This window comes from Mesorhizobium sp. M0894, from assembly GCF_040319725.1.
GTDB lineage: Bacteria > Pseudomonadota > Alphaproteobacteria > Rhizobiales > Rhizobiaceae > Mesorhizobium.
Genome location: NZ_JAMYOG010000003.1, coordinates 25,062 through 41,309, shown reverse-complemented (window position 1 = coordinate 41,309; position 16,248 = coordinate 25,062). Strand labels below are relative to the sequence as shown.

The window sequence follows — 16,248 nt, the reverse complement described above, 5'->3', positions numbered from 1 at the left end:
CTCATCGCGCCAGCCTCATCGTGCCAGCCGCTGGGCGGCACGGATGATCAGAACCGTGGCGCCTGCGATCAGCGTCACAACCAGCATCGTGGTGACGGAGAGTGCAGCACCCAGCGGCCAATTGGAGGCCTTGCCGAATTGCGCCTGGATGGCATTGGCGATCATGACGCCGTCCTTGCCGCCGACAAGCTTCGGCGTGACGTAATCGCCGACCGTCGGGATCATGACGATCAGCGCTGCCGAAATGATGCCGGGCGCCGAAAGCGGCAGCGTCACGCGCAGGAAGGAACGGACAGGGCCATCGCCGAGGTCCGTGGCCGCCTCGACCAGCGTGCGGTCGATTTTTTCCAGCGAGACGAAGATCGGCAGGATGGCGAAGGCTGCCCAGGCGTGGGTCAGCGTGATGATGACGGCAGTCGAATTGTAAAGCAGCGCGGTCGACGGCTCGTCGATGATGCCAAGGCCCATCAGGCCGGAATTGAGCACGCCATTATAGCCGAGGATGACCTTCCACGACATTACCCGCAGCAGATAGCTGGTCCAGAACGGGATGGTGATCAGGAACAGCCACAGGCTCTTGTGGCGGCCGCCGTGGAACGAGATGAAATAGGCGATCGGATAGGCGAGCACGACCGTGAAGAAGCTCACCGTCAGCGAGATGTAGAGCGAGCGCCACAGCAGGTCGCGATAGATCGGCTCGGTCAGCGCGAGGCGGTAGTTTTCAAGCGTGAAGGTATGGTCGACAGTGAGGTAATTCTGCGTCCAGAAGGAGTGCGCGATGACCGCCAGGATCGGCAGCACCAGAAGTATCAGCGCGTAGACGAGGGTCGGGCTGATCAGGGCAAGGCCCTGAACGGGTTCGGATTGCAGAAGGGCATTGCGCATGGCCCGCGTCATACCGAAAGCGGGCGACCCTTCCGCGGCCGCTGTCATTGCAGGCTCTCGGGCAGGGTCCCCGGCGTGATTTCGGTTGCTGGCGCGGACTGTCCTGCCATGCGGCATCCCATTGCTGGAACCGGCTATCTGTACCCACTTTTATGCCCAGGGCGCAATCGTGCTCCGAGCTTGCCGGCTTTCTTTCATCATGAGCGCATCGGCGGATTGAAATCAAGCGCTATTTCTGCAATATTGATTGAACGGCCATTCAAAATTGACGAAGAAAGCCGAGCTTTCCTGGAGTGTGGACTAGCTCTGTGTCTGTTGAATTGCGGCATACAATGCGAGGCGACGATGGCGGCGGTAAGAGATGTCACTTCGACCGAAATGGCTGGAGCCGGCGCTCAGGATGCCGTCGAACTGGCCAAGCGCCATCTTGTCCAGCCCTGGCCGTTCGCCGGCTCGGTCGGCGCGGAGGCACGCGCCCTGATCGGCGCGGGCGAGGGCATATATATCACCGATGCCACCGGCAAGAGGCTGATCGACGGGCCGGCCGGCATGTGGTGCATCAATGTCGGCCACCGTCGCGAGGAGCTCGCCAAGGTGATGTACGACCAGGCGATGGCGCTGTCCTACAACACGCCGTGGTACACGATGAACGCGCCGTCGGCGGAACTGGCCATGCGCATCGCCGGCCACGCGCCGGGCGATCTCAGCCATGTTTTCTTCACCACCGGCGGCTCCTCGGCGGTCGAGACGGCGCTGCGCTTCATGCAATTTTACAACAATGTGCGCGGTCGCCCGGAAAAGAAGCTGATCCTGAGCCGGGGCGGCGCCTATCACGGCTCGACCTATCTGTCTGCTTCGCTTAACGGGCGTCCGCGCGACCGTGACTGGATGGACGGCGCCGACGAGCTGGTCGTCAAATTGTCCTCACCCGATCCGTTCCGCCGTCCGAAGGGCATGAGCGTTGCCGCTTTCACCGATGCGCTGGTCGCTGAATTCCGCGATATGGTCGCCCGTGTCGGCGCCGACAGGATCGGTGCTTTCGTCGGCGAGCCGGTGCAGGCGTCGGGCGGCGTCATCGTGCCGCCGGAGGGCTATCTCCAGCGCATTCGGACGATCTGCCGCGACAACGACATCCTCTATATTTCCGACGAGGTGGTGACCGCCTTCGGCCGGCTTGGCCATGTCTTTGCCTCCGGCGAGGTGTTCGGCATCGAGCCCGACATGATCACCTTTGCGAAAGGGGTGACCTCAGGCTATTTCCCGCTCGGCGGCGTCATCCTTTCGGAACGGCTGCTGGAGGAGCTGCGCCGCTCGAACCATCCGGACGCCATGTTCGGCCATGGCCTGACCTACACCAGCCATCCGGTCGGCTGCGCGGTGGCGCTGAAGAACCTCGATATTCTGGACGAAAGCGTGCTGGCCCATACGCGCGAGGTCGCGCCCTACTTCCAGGCGCAACTGAAGACGCTGGAGGAATTGCCGCTGGTCGGTGAGGTGCGCGGCATGGGGCTGATGGGCTGCGTCGAATGCGTCGCCGACCGCGACAGCAAGGATCCACTGCAGCTCGACAAGGATGTCGGCAAACGCATCGACGCGCATTGCCACGAGCTCGGCCTGTTGGTCCGGCCGCTGATTAACATGTGCGTGATGTCGCCGCCATTGATCATCACGCGCGAGCAGATCGACGACATGGTGTCGATCCTGCGCGAAGGCATTTCGCGCACGATGGACGATCTGCGCCGGGAAGGCGTCTGGCGGGGATAAGCGTTTATCGCCGGCAATCTCGCCATTGCTGACAGCGGTCGTTCGCGCTTACGATGTACGGCAGGGCCTCGATCGCCTGCATCTGGCCGCATCTCTGGGAAACAAACATTGACCGACCTATCGGACCTGTTCGGCCTCGCCGGCAAAACCGCTTTCATCTCCGGATCGAGCCGCGGAATCGGCTTTGCCATGGCGAAGGCGCTGGCGAGCGCCGGCGCGACGGTGATCATCAATGGGCGGGACGAAGACCACGTTCAAAAGGCACTCGGATCGTTGGCCGAATCCGGTATCCAGGCGATCGGCTCCACCTTCGACGTGACCGTGGCTGAAGACGTCGAGCGTGAAATCGGCAGGCTGGAAGCAGAGCGCGGCCCGATCGATATTCTCGTCAACAATGCCGGCATGCAGCACCGCGCGCCATTCGCCGATTTCCCGCTCGACATGTTCGACAGATTGATGCGGACAAACCTTTACAGTGCATTCTATGTCACCCGGCCGGTGGTCCGCTCGATGATGGCCCGCAAGACCGGATCCATAATCAACATATGTTCGGTGCAAAGCGAACTGGGGCGTTCCTCGATCGTGCCATACACGGCATCGAAGGGTGCGATGAAAATGCTGACCAAGGGGCTTGCCACCGAGCTTGGCCCACACGGCATCAGAGTCAATGGTATCGGCCCAGGCTACTTCCGGACAGAACTGAACGAGGCGCTGGTGCAAGACGCCGAGTTTTCGCGCTGGCTGGTCGGGCGCACACCGCTGGCAAGGTGGGGCGAAGTCGACGAACTGGGCGGCGCCGCGATCTTCCTGGCTTCCGACGCATCGAGCTTCATGACGGGCCAGATCATCTATGTCGACGGCGGCATGACCGGCTCGGTGTGAGCGCGGGCGTCGCGGTCGCTGTTGGGGCGCGATCAGGGCGCCGCGCCGCCATGCTTTGGCTAGCTTCGGCGACCCTCATCTCGACACGTCCAGCGCTGCTGAACATCCTTATACGATGGCCCGGTCCCAACCGCCATAATGCGCGGCGCTGCGCGTGCCGCGCGGCAGGCTGAGCCCGACCAGCAGCGCTCCGATCGCCAGATTGGCTAGGCTCGCCGCCGCACCGCCGGCGAGGATAAAGGGAGAAAGGGCGATCCAGGCTCCAAGCGCGATGTTCAGAAAGCGGACGGCGCGCGCCACTTCGGCCATCGCAGTAACGGCGACCATTATGACCAGGCAGCCGGTGACATGGTCGCTGAAGTAGAGCGGCGGGCTTGTGCCGAAGGCGAGCGGCGTGATCATCAGCAGGGCGCCGGCGAGGGTGCTGGCGACTAGGGTCCATGGGAAGTTCACACCGCCGGTGACGAAGTCCCGCGCCACTTCCGACAGCGGCCGGTCGAGATCCGGCGCCGGCGTCTGGTCCTCCGAAAGTGCCGGGCCTCCGCACCAGAATGTGCGCCAGAACGGCTCTCCCGCCTGTTTCGCACGCCAAAGATACTGGCAGCTCGCCAGCACCTCGTCGACCGAATAGGGGATGAGCACGACGGTGACGGCATCCTGGACGATGCAGAGCGTGCACAGCGCTCCGATGAGCGGCGGCTGGATGATGATGAAGCTGACGCTGACCACGCCGAGCGGGACGACCAGCAAGCCGAACAAAAGCACCATCCACGGTATCGTGCGCCAGCGGCGGCGGTCGCCGATCGCGCCGGCGAGGATGTCCAGCGCATAGGCAAAGGCGCCCAGCCCGGCATCGGCGATCGGAAAGCCCTTGGAGACCCAGGAGGTGACTACCGCCTCGCTGCCATTGCCGGCCGGCGTTTCGCCCGGGCCGAAGAACGGTTCCCAAAGGCCATCGATATGGCCAAGCTGATAGGCAGCGAGATAACGCGAGACGAACAGGCCGACAAAGGCGAGGCCGATTATGGGAATGCGCTGGGTGAAGAGCGAGGGCGAATAGCTCCAGCCGAGCGGCCGGTCGTCATCGGCGGCAAGGGCACGCCGGCTGATACCCGGCGTTGGCGGGACCATCACCGCGAACGCGACGATCAGCATGCCGGCCAGCGTGTCGGTCGCGTAGGCTCCGGCGCTGGTGGTCCAGAACAGGAGCGGCGCGAACATCACCCAAACCCCGATCGAGGCGGTGATCCATTGCAGTCCGTGCCAGCGCCGGCGCATGCCTACAAGCGCCAGCGACAGGATGGCGAGGCCGGATACGATCTCACTGATGCCGAGCCTTCCGTCGCGCGTCTCCGGCGAGGCGATCTCATGTCCGAGCGCCGGCGGAATCGGTGCTGAAGCGGGATCGAACAGGCCGAGCGTGAAGGGCGCCGCCACGAGCCACAGTCCGATGGCAACATTGGTCAGTGGCGCCCAGAGCGTTGCGGCCCGGTGGCGTTCGGTTTCCACCTCGACCTCGTCGTCCGAGCGCTTGAGCGGACGCCGCAGCCTTGCGGCGGCCTGGTCGAGCTCGGGCGCGGAAGCGGCGACCGCCGACGGTTCAAGCTTGTTCTTCTTGTACCAGTCGGTGGGATCCGCCTTCAGCCGCCGGATCATTTCCGGCAAGGTAGCGGTCAGGCTGTGCCGCGGCTTCCAGCCAAGCAGCCGCCTGGCGCGGGAGATGTCGATCTCGTAGTGATCGTCGGCGTTCTCGATCATCCATGGCTTGATGTCGGTCTCCTGGTCGAAAACCTTCTCCTGCATCCAGGCGCCGAGCTTCGTCACCTCCTTGGGCAGGGACAGGTCCGCCAGATCTCGCCATGCAGGAGCCGCCCAATCTGCTTCTGCATCTCGTCGTAGGACGGCGTCTGCTCTTCGCCGATCAGCAGTACGGTCTCGTCGGGAAGCTCGCTGCGCCGGTCGACGGTGCGCACTACGGCGTCGACGAGGTCGTCCAGGTGCAGGTAAGGCTGTCCGGTGGTGATGTCGCCGGTGAAAAGATAGGCGGTCGGCATGCGCTCGAAAATGCGGGCGATCTGCTGGGCGATGAAGGCGGCACCCGCCAGTCGCAGGATCGCAACCTTGATGTCGCCGTGCTCCTTCAGGATCAGTGTCTCGGTCTCGGCCTTCGATCTCGGATAGGCCCAGGCCGGATCGATCGGCGATCGCTCGTTGATCTTGGCGCCCTTCGCCGGGCTCGGCGCATGCACCAGCAACGTGCTCGAAAACACGAACTGCTCCGTCTCGAGCCCCCTCAGCGCGTTCAGCAGCCGGCGCGTTCCCTCGACGGTCACCGCGCCGTATTTCGGATTATCCTCGCCGGTCGTGTCGTAATAGGCCGCGAGATGGATCACCGAGGCAATGCGGCCGCCACTCCGTTCGCGCACCTCGGCCAGCGCCTTCGCCGCGCTCGTATCCGAGGTGAGGTCGATCTCGATCGTCTCGACGCCGGGCAAGGACCGCCTGGCAACATCAAGGCCGATGATGTCGTGGCGCTCCGTCAGGCCGCGAGCGATGGCCTGGCCCAGAAACCCGCTGCTGCCTGTGATCAGGACGGTGGGACGGGTTTTGCCGGTCATGGCGAATCTCCTTGGCGGTAGCGAGATGAAAGGGGCCAAATGCTTTCAGTCGCACACTCGGAACCATGTTCGTTGAGAACGGTTCCCGATGAGGTGGCATCACGGAATGGATGCGCGCGGCGATCCGTCAGACCGACTGCCATTCGCTCCGGCGGATTGCATTCGTGCACAAGTGCAGGACGACTGCCATTGGCCTACCGGTCGCGAAGTGCAGCAGTCAGAATGTCGATCAGCAGCTTGCCGCAGCGACGATCTGGATCGCGGTCGGGATCATAGATCGTCACCTCCATCCCAATCACGCGTGAATCATTGTACCATGTGCGAAGAGCTTCGACGGCTTCGTCGGGCAAGACACCGCCGGCTTCCGGCGTATCGACAGCCGACATGATCTCGCTGTCCAGCACGTCGACATCGAAGTGAACGAATACACCCTCGACGTCCTGCCCTGCGACCGCATCAAGCGCTACGCGTGCAGCATCGGCGACGCCGAGCCGCCGCACTTCAGCCAAATCCATCCGGCGAACATCGGTGTCGAAGACGGCCTTGGACGTATACGTCGCCGGGTCCTGCACATCGCGGTAGCCGAATGCGACCACGTCGGCCTCACGGAACAAAGGAGTGTGCTCGCCGAAATCGGTCAGGAGCTTCGGTCCATGGCCAGTCACGAAGGCCAAATCCATGCCCGCGGCTCCCTTTGAGGGCGACGTATCCGGCAATTTGAAATCCGTGTGCCCATCGAAAAAGATAAGGCCGTAGCGGCCACGACGCCGTAGCGCGAGCGCGGGGCCAAGCAACACGCTGCAATCGCCGCCGAGTATGAGCAGGAACCCTCCCGAGTTCAGCTCCTCGCCGACGCCTTCGGCAAGCGTCTCGGAATACTGGCGCAGCGCCTGGACATTGCGCACGCCCGTCGCAGGGTCCACCTCAGGCCGATAGGGCGGAGCCCGAACCGTGCGCAACGGACCGGCGCCCAAACGGTTGGCGAGACCAAGCGATTGAAGTACCTCCGGCGCCTTCCATGCGCCGGGCTCCGGCTCACCCTCCCGCGGCATCAGCCCAAGATTAGAGGGCGCGCCGAGCAAAGCGATATGTCTCGCCTGAGGGGTGGTTCGTGGCATTGTCGTGCTGGCTACTGAGGACATGATCAGAGTTCTCCGCGTTGTGGGCAATAGGCATCTGCTCAAGAAACAGGCTGCGCTTTCCTCCCGGTCTCCCGTCGACTTTGCCGCCGAGTACCTCCGGGGCCTTGTCGCCGAGTACCTCTGGGTCGGTGTTACGCGTAAGGGAACATTTCGAGCGAAGGCGTCGATGTTGTCCCGCAGATGCAGTCACTGATTCGCCTTGGGCAGCGGCACCGTCCCACGCTGCAGGAGCGGAGCTCGATACCGGTCGTTTGGGCCATATCGGGTTTCCTAGAGCCGAACTGCCATCTTTGACCTATGCGTGGTGTGCCCGCGTTCTGGCGGCCTTTTGCGCCGCCGCCTTCCTTCCGCTGGCGCCTTTCGTCTCGGCGGCTTTCTTTGCGGCTGCGGAACGCTCCTCAGCCGTCCGGCGCGAGGCCGCACGCTTTGCCTGCTGCGCCAGCGCCTCGTGCGACGCTGTGTTCTTCGGCTCGTGCTCGAGCACCTTGGAGACGGCTTTCGAGACCCGCGGGCGGCGTTTCGGCGTGCGTTCGCCCTGGCCGGCCTCATAGGCGTATTCGGCGCTTTTGCGCGTGCTCTCCTTCACCTTGCCCTTTTTGGGCGGGGGCAGGTCTACGCCTGCGCGTCTCGCCTCGGAAAGCCCGATGGCGATAGCTTGCTGGGTCGAGCGCGCGCCGTGCTCGCCGCGGCGGATTTTATCGATCTCCTCGTGCACGAACTCGCCGGCCTGCGTGCTCGGCGATTTGCCCTCGCGCTTGTCCTTTCGGGCCTTCTCGATGGTTTTCTTGTCCGGCATTGTCTTTCTCCCACATACGGGCTCCCACATACGGATTGCGACAGCCATTGGGGTTGCAGCTGCGCGCTGTCTTACGAGGACCTTAACGCGTTGAGGACGCAAATGATCCCGGGACTGGTGGTCCAACCCCCAGCTGTCAGGACGTGGACGCCGATCTGTCCGAAATCAGATGGCGCAAGAAAGGCCGCGGGCATCCGGGGCAACGAAAGATTGCCCTTGAGCGTGATAGGCCCCGCGGGAACATGCACGACGTGCTCGCTATCCCGGTCCATATCCACCTCCGTTATGTCGATCTGGTGTCAGGCGCCGGACCCGCACTCGCGTGCCCAGCCAATTCCTCTTCGGAAGCGGCAGGCTTGTCGGAAGCGGCAGGCTTGGGCACGGACCTGGCGAGGAGCGCGCGGACCTCTTCATCGCTCGTCTGTGAGAAATCCACGTACCACCGCCCGACACCGAGCAGCGGCTCTGGTGTCGTCGCGCAAACGACCTCGTCGGCGTCCGCCCGCATCGCGTCGCAAGTGTCGGGGCTACCGACGGGAACGGCCGCGACGATATGGGCGGCGTGGTTTTTTCGCAGCGCCTTGATCCCGGCCCGCATGGTCGATCCGGTCGCAAGCCCGTCATCCACGAGGATAATGGTTCGTCCGCTCAACTGCGGTGGGGGCCGCCCGTCCCTATAGACGTGCTCGCGGCGCAGAAGCTCTTTTTCCTCCTTTGCGGCGACCGCGTCGATGACATGTGGCGGGATCGCGAGACCGCTGACGATTTCGTCGTTGAGGACGCGTACGCCGGAGGGCGCGATCGCTCCCATGGCCAGCTCCTCGTGACTGGGGACGCCGAGCTTGCGCACGACGAAGACGTCGAGCGGTGCCTTGAGCGCCTGCGCGACCTCGTAGCCGACCGGCACGCCGCCTCTGGGCAGCGCCAACACGGTCACGTCGTCGCGCCCGGCAAAGCGAACGAGCTCTCCGGCGAGTCGCCGCCCGGCCTCGCGGCGATCTGAAAAGATGAGAGCCATGATCTTCAATCCGCGTGCATCTGTTTTTCCGGTGGATGTTTTTCACCAGCCTGCGGCGACATCCCGTGGGATGGCTGCGACGCCGGTTACCGTTTTGGAACTCGCTCGCTGCCTGGACGTTCCAAGAATAGTTTCGATCGCGAGGTGCCGGCACGTGCATTGGCGCGGGATCGAGAGGATAGCGATCGCGCAAGCCTCGTCCGGCCAGCTGGCAATCTCGCGATGCGCGGCAACAGCGCGTTTGGCGACTTGTTGCCTCAGCAATCAGAGAGAGGAAATATGCCATGCAAGTTCAGGAGATCATGAGCCGTCGGACCGAACTGGTCGGCCCGAACACGACAATCAGGGATGCCGCCCGGAAAATGCGGGCCGACAATCTCGGTGCCCTTCCGGTCGGCGAGAATGACAGGCTGGTCGGCATGGTGACGGACCGCGACATCGTGATGCGCGGCGTCGCCGAGGAGCGCTCAGCCGGCAACACGACCGTTCGCGAGGTCATGTCCGAGCATGTCTATTGGTGCTTCGACGATGCCGATATCACCGATGCGGCGAAGATCATGGCCAAGCATCAGGTGCGTCGTCTTCCGGTGATCAACCACGACAAGCGCCTCGTCGGCGTCATTGCCTTGGCCGACCTCGGGCGGACCGGTGAGGAAGCCGCCAAAATCGCTCTCGAAGGCGTTTCCGAGGCGACGGACGATCCCCGGCGCTAGACGCTCGCCCTGAGCGGTTGCCGCCGTGCTCGCCGCTCTCCTTCCACAGGGGCTAACGCCGCCTGCTCAGGCAGCCTTCAGTTTGGCAACTATCGCGCTTTCACTTCTATGCGGCGTGTTTTGTCCTTTGCAGCGGGATTCTTCGGAAGCTCGACAGCCAAAACGCCGTTCCTGAAAGTGGCCTGCACCTTGTCGGCATCGATCTCCGTTTCCAGGGGGATGGTCCGCTGAAACCGGCCATAACTGCGTTCGCTGTAAGTGCGGCCGCCGTCGCCTTCCTTGTGCTCCGAACGCTTCTCGCCCGTAATGGAGAGGGTGTTGTCGCGCAGCTCGAGCTCAACATCCTTCTGCTCGAGCCCCGGCAATTCGGCGGTGACCTTATAGGCTTGGTCTGTTTCATATACGTCGACGCTCGGCCAAAGACCGCCGGCCGTAGTCGCTTCGGCCATTGGTGCAAAGAAGTCGTCGAACAGGCGATCAATCTGCCGGTGAAATGACGTGAGCGGGTCTCGCGCGGACGGGTAGAGGCTGCGCGATGGCGTCCTGGGCGCCAAATCGTGATGTGCCATGGTTTTTCTCCTGTTTTTCGTGTCTGCATCACTCGTCGCCATGTGATAGGCGACGGCAAACAAAACTCGTCCACCCATGAGGATGTTCCGAGCGTCGGCCAAGAAAGGCGGTCGAAAAAACAGCGGCAAAAAGCCGGCCCGAATCCCCTCATGACGGAACCTCCGACAATGAATGCGCACCAGGACATGCGCATTGGGGAACAACGGGCAGGTACGGCTGTTTGGTCATATCAGCCTAGTCGGATTTGAATGGAAGGAGGATTTCGATGAACGCCACCGGACTCGACGTATTCGACAAGACGCTGCAGATCACGAACATCTGGCTCGACGAGATCATGGACGAGATTGGACCGGATCGGCAGGTCGCCTGGCACGTTCTCGGCGCGGTGCTGCACGCCCTGCGCGACCGTATGCAGCCGGATCTTGCAGCCCACCTCGGCTCGCAGCTGCCGATTCTGGTGCGCGGCGCCTTCTATGACCAATATCAGCCTTCCAAAGCTCCCGAGAAGATGCGGTCGCTCGACGAGTTTCTGGCCAAGATCAAGGCGGAGCTGGAATTTACCCGTCCGGTCGATTCCAAGGATGCATTCAGGGTCGTGTCCAAGGTGCTCGCCCATCACGTCGGAGAAGGACAGATGCACAAGGTCTGGGAATCCCTGCCAGGAGAGATAAGACGCGTCGCCGAAGCTCAGCAAGCGGCGTGAACGGCGCCGCGCGGGTTTCTCGGTCGCAACCTTCTTGGGGAAATAACAATGCCACTCACCCTTATCAGCCCGGCGTTCCGGGCAGGCGGAAGAATTCCCGAAAAATATGCGCGTGACGGCCAGAACGTCTCGCCGCCGCTGAAATGGTCCGGTGTCCCGGATGGTACCAAGAGCCTTGTTCTTGTCGTGCGGGATCCCGATGCGCCAAGCGGGATTTTCGGGCACTGGGCGGTGTTCAATATCGCGCCGGATGCCGGCGGACTCGCCGAGGCCGAAGACGGCAAGCCCGGTCCATCGGCCCTCAGGCAAGGCACCAACGATTTCGGCAATGCCTATTACGATGGTCCGCAGCCGCCTGCAGGGCATGGCGTCCACCATTACCACTTTCTGCTGGCCGCGCTCGATGTGCCGAGCCTCAGCGTTCCGGGACAGGCGGGCGTGCATCAGGTCTGGAAGCAAGCCCAGAAACACGCATTGGAGGAGACGGAGTTGGTCGGAACCTACGAACGGCCGGCGTGACGCGGGCCGCGCCGATCGCCGCCTTCACAGTGGCCGCCTTCACAATGTAATCTGGGCAAGCGGTTTTCGGGCAGGGCCGTGGATGACCGAACCGTCGGCGGCGAAGATCGAGCCGTGGCAGGGACAATCCCAGGTGTGGTCCGCATTGTTCCAGGTTACGGTGCAGCCCTTGTGGGTGCACGTCGCCGAAACCGCCTGGAGTGCGCCTTCGGTGTCTCTCCAGGCCGCAATCTTTTCGTCTCCCCTGACGATCACGCCACCCATGCCGGGCGCAATGTCGTGGGTGCTCGAGACGATCGATTGACTGCGGCCATTCTTGCGGAAGTCCTCGGGATAGGGCCGCGCCGGATCGTAGAGTTTTTGCCATGGGCTTGGGCGGGCGCAGATCAGGTCGGCTATCATCGTGCCCACGGCCGTCCCGTTGGTGATGCCCCAGGCGTTAAAGCCCGTGGCAATGTGGAAGCCGGCGGCCTTGGTGGGATCGGGTTCGCCGGCGTATGGGATCCTGTCGGCCGTATCATAATCCTCATTGCACCAGCGCCACGAGACGTCGCCGACCGGAAGGTTCTTTCTTGTCCATTTTTCCAGTTCGACAAACCGCTTCGCCACGTCGCCATCCCAGCCGGTGTTGAATTTAGGGCCAAGCGTGACCAGCAGTGGACCTTCGGCATCACGGCCTGTGCGAATGGAATGCGTCGGGTCGTCGATGCCGATGAACATGCCGTCGACAGGGAGGAGATCATCGATCCGAAAGGCCATCACGGTGTGGCAGCGCGGTTGCGTCCGGTTCGCCATGCCGACGGGGCTCTTCACCGTCATGTTGGTGGAGACGACGACGTGCCCGGCATCAACGGCGCCGCCATCTGTGACGACGCGCCAGCGGCTTGCCTCGTCGATCGAGGTGGCGCGGCTGTTTTCGAAGATCCGGCCGCCACGGGCCGTCACCGCTTCCGCCAGACCAACCAGATACATCGCCGGATTGAACTGCGCCTGGTCGGGGAACCGTAATGCCGCGGCCGTTTCGAAAGGCAGCGGTGCGCGTTCGAGAACCTCGGCCTCTAGCCCGACCTGGCGCACGGCCTCCGCCTCGGCCGCGACCTCAGCGCGCCGGCTTTCATCGCAGGTGTAGGTGTAGGCGTCCTTGCTCTCGAGATCGCAGGCGATGGCGTAGTTGTTAACCCAATCGCGGATTTGTCGGGCGCCGGCGGAATTCGCATCGGCGTAGACCTGGGCCAACTCCCGGCCGACAGTGTCGATGAGATGACGATAGATCAGCGTATGCTGCGTGGTGATCTTGGCCGTCGAGCGGCCGGTCACCTGGCCGCCCGTGCGCAGGCCTTCGAGGACGACCACCGATCGGCCCGCCTCGCAAAGCCGAAGCGCCGTCGTCAGCCCGACAATTCCAGCCCCCACGACAACGGCGTCCGCATGGATCGAACCTTCGAGCTGGGGATAGTTCGTGGATCTGGCTGCCGCCACCCAACAGCTTCCCGGTTTTCCCAAGAGAATGGCCATTTCAACCGCGTTCCTTGCGTCTCGGTGCACTTCCATCGACAACCGCGCCGGCAGAGGAACGTTCCCGAGCTTGGTCGCTTTCAATCATTGTCTCGCCACCCCGGGTCAGAAAAGCACCAGGAAGATGTGAGGTGCAGGCCATCACCCACGTGATCGCCTCGCGGTCGTATTCGTCGCCGGAGCGCCAGTCCTCGAAGAAGGCGTTCAGCCTATCGACACGCCCCGGCCAGATACCGGCGGCCTGCAGGCCGAGCGAAACGCCGTAATTGGTGAAGGCGAACTTGGTGTCGCCCAGCCATGGGGCACGGCTGAAATAGCCGGGCGGGTCGACCCACATCGTTTCCAGGGTTCGCAGGGAACGCCTCGTCTGGGCCTCGGCCCACGGCTCGTCGGGAAAGAAATGGGCGAGCCACAGCATCATGCCGAGGCCGAGGTCCTGCTCGATGTCGAGGGTGCGCCAATCGCGCTGCATCAGATCACGCATTTGCGCGATCTCGGGCGCCAGTGCGTCCTCATCGAGCGTCCGGTAAGAGACGTAGCCGTCATAGGCATCCATGCTGCCGAGACCGTAGCCAGGATATGGGCTGCTTAGATCCTCCTGCATCTTCCAGATCACACCGCGGCCGGGGACCACAAATGCCGGGTGAATGTCACGCGCCAGCGCAATGCCGCGCTTGCGGTATTCCGGCTTCAGATCGCCGAGGCGCGCCAAGGCGAACAGCCACATCGCGAGATAGTGGAAGTACTGGCCGTCGCGATCGGCCGCTTCGCCGATCCTCAGTCCGCGCCGGCGGCCGAGCACACGCTCGACATCGGCGACCAGCCGCTCGGCCGCGTCCAGCCAGCGCTGTTCGCCAGTTTCTGTGTAAAGCGAGATGTAGAGCACGACCCCGAATGCATCGGTCCACAGATATCGCAAGCCGTTGGGCCAGATGCCTTCGGCGCGCATCCAGTCGAGTTTTCGCAGGACGTAGTCGACGTCACGCAGCATCGTGCCAAAGCCCGAACTGGCCGAGCCGGCCGATGTTCGGTGTCGCGCGATTGTGAGCATGCAGAATTTCGAGCATGTCTCTCCTCCGTTGCGGTCGATCTGGCCAGATACCGCGAAACGATCTGATCGGCGGCAGGTTCCTTGGCGCTTTCAACGGCGCGACCCGTCGGCGGCTTGCGGTCGGCCTGATGGAGAAGCTGGAGGGGAACCTCAACTGGTTCCCGAAATACCAAGCTTATCTGCGCAAACGGCAACCGCCGACACTGATCGTCTGGGGTCCCGAGGACGGCTATATGCCTGCCGCATCGGCCCGCGCCTACAAACGCGACTTGCCGCAAGCTGAGTTCCACCTCCTCGATGGCGCCGGCCACTGGCTACTGGAAACCCATTTCGATGAGGCGCTTGCGTTGGTGCGCGACTTCCTTGCACGCGTCCACGGCTGATGACCGATGCATCCCTCGGGTAACCTATTGAAAGCATGGTGAACCGACCGGTCTGTGGCGAACCAGTCTCCGTTGATATTTCCTGCTAACAGGCAAAAAGCAGGGTATTTGTGCGAAATGCGCGCTTTGGGCGGGCAGAACATCAATATCTTGTAGCGATGTCAGCTACTTAGTGGGAGATTTCCTGCGCGAGGCGTCAGGGAATATCGACCAGATTTGCGTGAATATTCGCGGCCGCCGGTGAATTAACAGGGAAATCCGTTGTCGTTATGTGGGATGCGATTGCCGTTAGCTGGGATCGAATGTTCGTTATCCGGGAACGCGCTGCCGTCTTGCGGAAAATGAACGCGCAATAACGGTTCGAATCGCGCTTGCGAGGGAATGCAATGCTCTCACCCGGAAAGACATTGTCATAGCGCGGGAGGCGATTGTCGACTCGCAAGAGGCTATCTCAAGGCGATGAGCAGTAACCGACGGCGGGGGTGAATAGGGTATTTTGCTGACTTGGCCGTTCATGAGACGCAGAGTGTAGTTTACGATATCTCGGTTCTGGATCGAGGCCCGGCTTTGATCTGATGGACCTAGGCCGCTCGCCGTCGATCCGGCCAGTTGTTAGGTCCGCCGCTTCAACGAACTAGCTGAGCTGAGCTTAACGATTCGGTATTGATTTGAGCGTTTCGAACTCGATCAGGTCGAGGGTAGCTGTGGTGACCTCCTCTACTCGCACGCGATGCACACAGTAGACGCCACCGGGATTGTTCGGCTTGCACAAGTTGGGAGCAGCGCATTGGCAGGGCAGCCGAGGCGCCACGATCCGATGCGGAACTCCGAGCGGCCCCCATATGTCCGGCGGTGTCAAGCCGTAAAGGCCGACGACAGGAGTCCCTACTGATGCCGCCAGATGCATGGGACCACTCTCATTTCCTAGAAAGATAACGGCGTCGCCAAGCAATGCCGTCAGTGTTTCAAGCGAGACCTTCCCAACCACGCTCGCCACAGGTGACACAGCCAATGCGAGTATTGTCTGCTCGGCTGTTGTCTCGTCCCGGCCACCAATCAGCAAAGACCGAAGGCCGGTGGCGGCATAGACTTCATCGATTGCCGCTGCAAACCGCTCCGGTTGCCAGCATCGCCCCTCAAATCGTGCCCCTGCATGGACGACGATATAGGCGTTTTTGACCAAACTCCTTTGCGCCAGGATTTGTGCGCTTTCACTTTGAGCGGCGCATGTGGGCACAAGCCTTGGTGTGGAGTCAGCGAGGTCAATGTTGAGAGCCTTTAGAGGAGAAAGATATCGGTACAGATAGTGGATGCCGCCGTGACCACAGGTGGCGGCGTAAACGTTTGCCGGTTGAACCTCCCAGAATCTCAGTGGCCTCTCGGGAGGATCGAAGCCAACCCGCAGCGGCGCGTCGAGCAATCGGTGCAGAATCCTGGATGTCTTGGAATCACTCAGATCAATAGTGAGATCGTACCTTCGTTGGCGGAGATCAGAGACCAAGCTCAGATACGCTCTTAGCCGCTGGAAGAGGCTCTTTCCCTTGCCGCGGCGGTCGAACCCGATTGCTTCGTCCGCGATGTTTTGGCTGACTATGAACCGCCGAAGACCGGGGGCGCAAAGCATGGTCACGGTGGCATCCGGGTAGGCGAGACGTAGATTGCGCACCAAAGCTGACGTCAAAACAACGT

General features: G+C 62.4%; 13 protein-coding genes and 2 pseudogenes. 6 read left to right on the top strand and 9 right to left on the bottom strand.

Annotation, left to right across the window (positions count from 1 at the left end; genetic code table 11):
• Positions 1–15: 15 nt before the first annotated feature.
• Positions 16–933 carry an ABC transporter permease gene (locus NKH91_RS06395; protein WP_352847237.1) on the bottom strand — a complete coding sequence of 306 codons (918 nt, stop codon included), beginning with the start codon at positions 931–933 and terminating at the stop codon, positions 16–18.
• 297 nt (positions 934–1,230) lie between these two features.
• Between NKH91_RS06395 and NKH91_RS06390 the strand changes: the two genes are divergently transcribed.
• Both NKH91_RS06390 and NKH91_RS06385 read left to right on the top strand, forming a co-directional pair.
• Complete coding sequence (locus NKH91_RS06390) at positions 1,231–2,649, top strand: aminotransferase (RefSeq protein ID WP_023720896.1); 1,419 nt, start codon at positions 1,231–1,233, stop codon at positions 2,647–2,649.
• Positions 2,650–2,757: 108 nt separating this feature from the next.
• Positions 2,758–3,531, top strand: coding sequence for a glucose 1-dehydrogenase (locus tag NKH91_RS06385; protein WP_031194526.1), 774 nt, complete (start codon positions 2,758–2,760; stop codon positions 3,529–3,531).
• Positions 3,532–3,639: 108 nt separating this feature from the next.
• Here the strand turns inward: NKH91_RS06385 and NKH91_RS06380 are convergent.
• The 4 genes and pseudogenes from NKH91_RS06380 to NKH91_RS06365 form a co-directional block, all read right to left on the bottom strand.
• Positions 3,640–6,149 (bottom strand): annotated as a pseudogene (locus NKH91_RS06380) (vitamin K epoxide reductase family protein).
• A gap of 194 nt (positions 6,150–6,343) precedes the next feature.
• On the bottom strand, positions 6,344–7,231 hold the full coding sequence (locus tag NKH91_RS06375) for an arginase family protein (RefSeq protein ID WP_352847239.1): 888 nt from the start codon (positions 7,229–7,231) through the stop codon (positions 6,344–6,346).
• A gap of 355 nt (positions 7,232–7,586) precedes the next feature.
• A complete protein-coding gene (locus tag NKH91_RS06370) occupies positions 7,587–8,087 on the bottom strand; it encodes a DUF6496 domain-containing protein (protein WP_352847241.1) in 501 nt (166 codons plus the stop codon).
• Between the two features lie 283 nt (positions 8,088–8,370).
• Positions 8,371–9,105, bottom strand: coding sequence for a phosphoribosyltransferase (locus tag NKH91_RS06365; RefSeq protein ID WP_352847243.1), 735 nt, complete (start codon positions 9,103–9,105; stop codon positions 8,371–8,373).
• Between the two features lie 302 nt (positions 9,106–9,407).
• Between NKH91_RS06365 and NKH91_RS06360 the strand changes: the two genes are divergently transcribed.
• A complete protein-coding gene (locus tag NKH91_RS06360) occupies positions 9,408–9,818 on the top strand; it encodes a CBS domain-containing protein (protein ID WP_352847246.1) in 411 nt (136 codons plus the stop codon).
• Between the two features lie 89 nt (positions 9,819–9,907).
• Here the strand turns inward: NKH91_RS06360 and NKH91_RS06355 are convergent, their stop codons facing one another.
• The gene (locus tag NKH91_RS06355; RefSeq protein ID WP_352847248.1) at positions 9,908–10,387 is read right to left on the bottom strand and encodes an Hsp20/alpha crystallin family protein; all 480 of its coding nucleotides are present in this window, start codon (positions 10,385–10,387) and stop codon (positions 9,908–9,910) included.
• Between the two features lie 266 nt (positions 10,388–10,653).
• Here NKH91_RS06355 and NKH91_RS06350 point away from each other — a divergent pair, with 266 nt between their 5' ends.
• Both NKH91_RS06350 and NKH91_RS06345 read left to right on the top strand, forming a co-directional pair.
• The gene (locus NKH91_RS06350) at positions 10,654–11,091 is read left to right on the top strand and encodes a DUF2267 domain-containing protein (protein WP_352847250.1); all 438 of its coding nucleotides are present in this window, start codon (positions 10,654–10,656) and stop codon (positions 11,089–11,091) included.
• A 48-nt stretch (positions 11,092–11,139) separates the two neighbouring features.
• The gene (locus NKH91_RS06345; RefSeq protein ID WP_352847253.1) at positions 11,140–11,610 is read left to right on the top strand and encodes a YbhB/YbcL family Raf kinase inhibitor-like protein; all 471 of its coding nucleotides are present in this window, start codon (positions 11,140–11,142) and stop codon (positions 11,608–11,610) included.
• A 39-nt stretch (positions 11,611–11,649) separates the two neighbouring features.
• Here the strand turns inward: NKH91_RS06345 and NKH91_RS06340 are convergent, their stop codons facing one another.
• Both NKH91_RS06340 and NKH91_RS06335 read right to left on the bottom strand, forming a co-directional pair.
• Positions 11,650–13,125, bottom strand: a complete 1,476-nt coding sequence (locus NKH91_RS06340; RefSeq protein WP_352847255.1) for an FAD-dependent oxidoreductase — start codon at positions 13,123–13,125, stop codon at positions 11,650–11,652.
• Between the two features lies 1 nt (position 13,126).
• The gene (locus NKH91_RS06335; protein ID WP_352847257.1) at positions 13,127–14,176 is read right to left on the bottom strand and encodes a hypothetical protein; all 1,050 of its coding nucleotides are present in this window, start codon (positions 14,174–14,176) and stop codon (positions 13,127–13,129) included.
• 104 nt (positions 14,177–14,280) lie between these two features.
• Here NKH91_RS06335 and NKH91_RS06330 point away from each other — a divergent pair.
• Positions 14,281–14,559 (top strand): annotated as a pseudogene (locus tag NKH91_RS06330) (alpha/beta fold hydrolase); the annotation flags it as partial.
• Positions 14,560–15,208: 649 nt separating this feature from the next.
• Here the strand turns inward: NKH91_RS06330 and NKH91_RS06325 are convergent.
• Entirely contained in the window at positions 15,209–16,183 is a 975-nt protein-coding gene (locus tag NKH91_RS06325) for a glycosyltransferase family 9 protein (RefSeq protein ID WP_352788887.1), read from the bottom strand.
• Positions 16,184–16,248 lie beyond the last annotated feature (65 nt).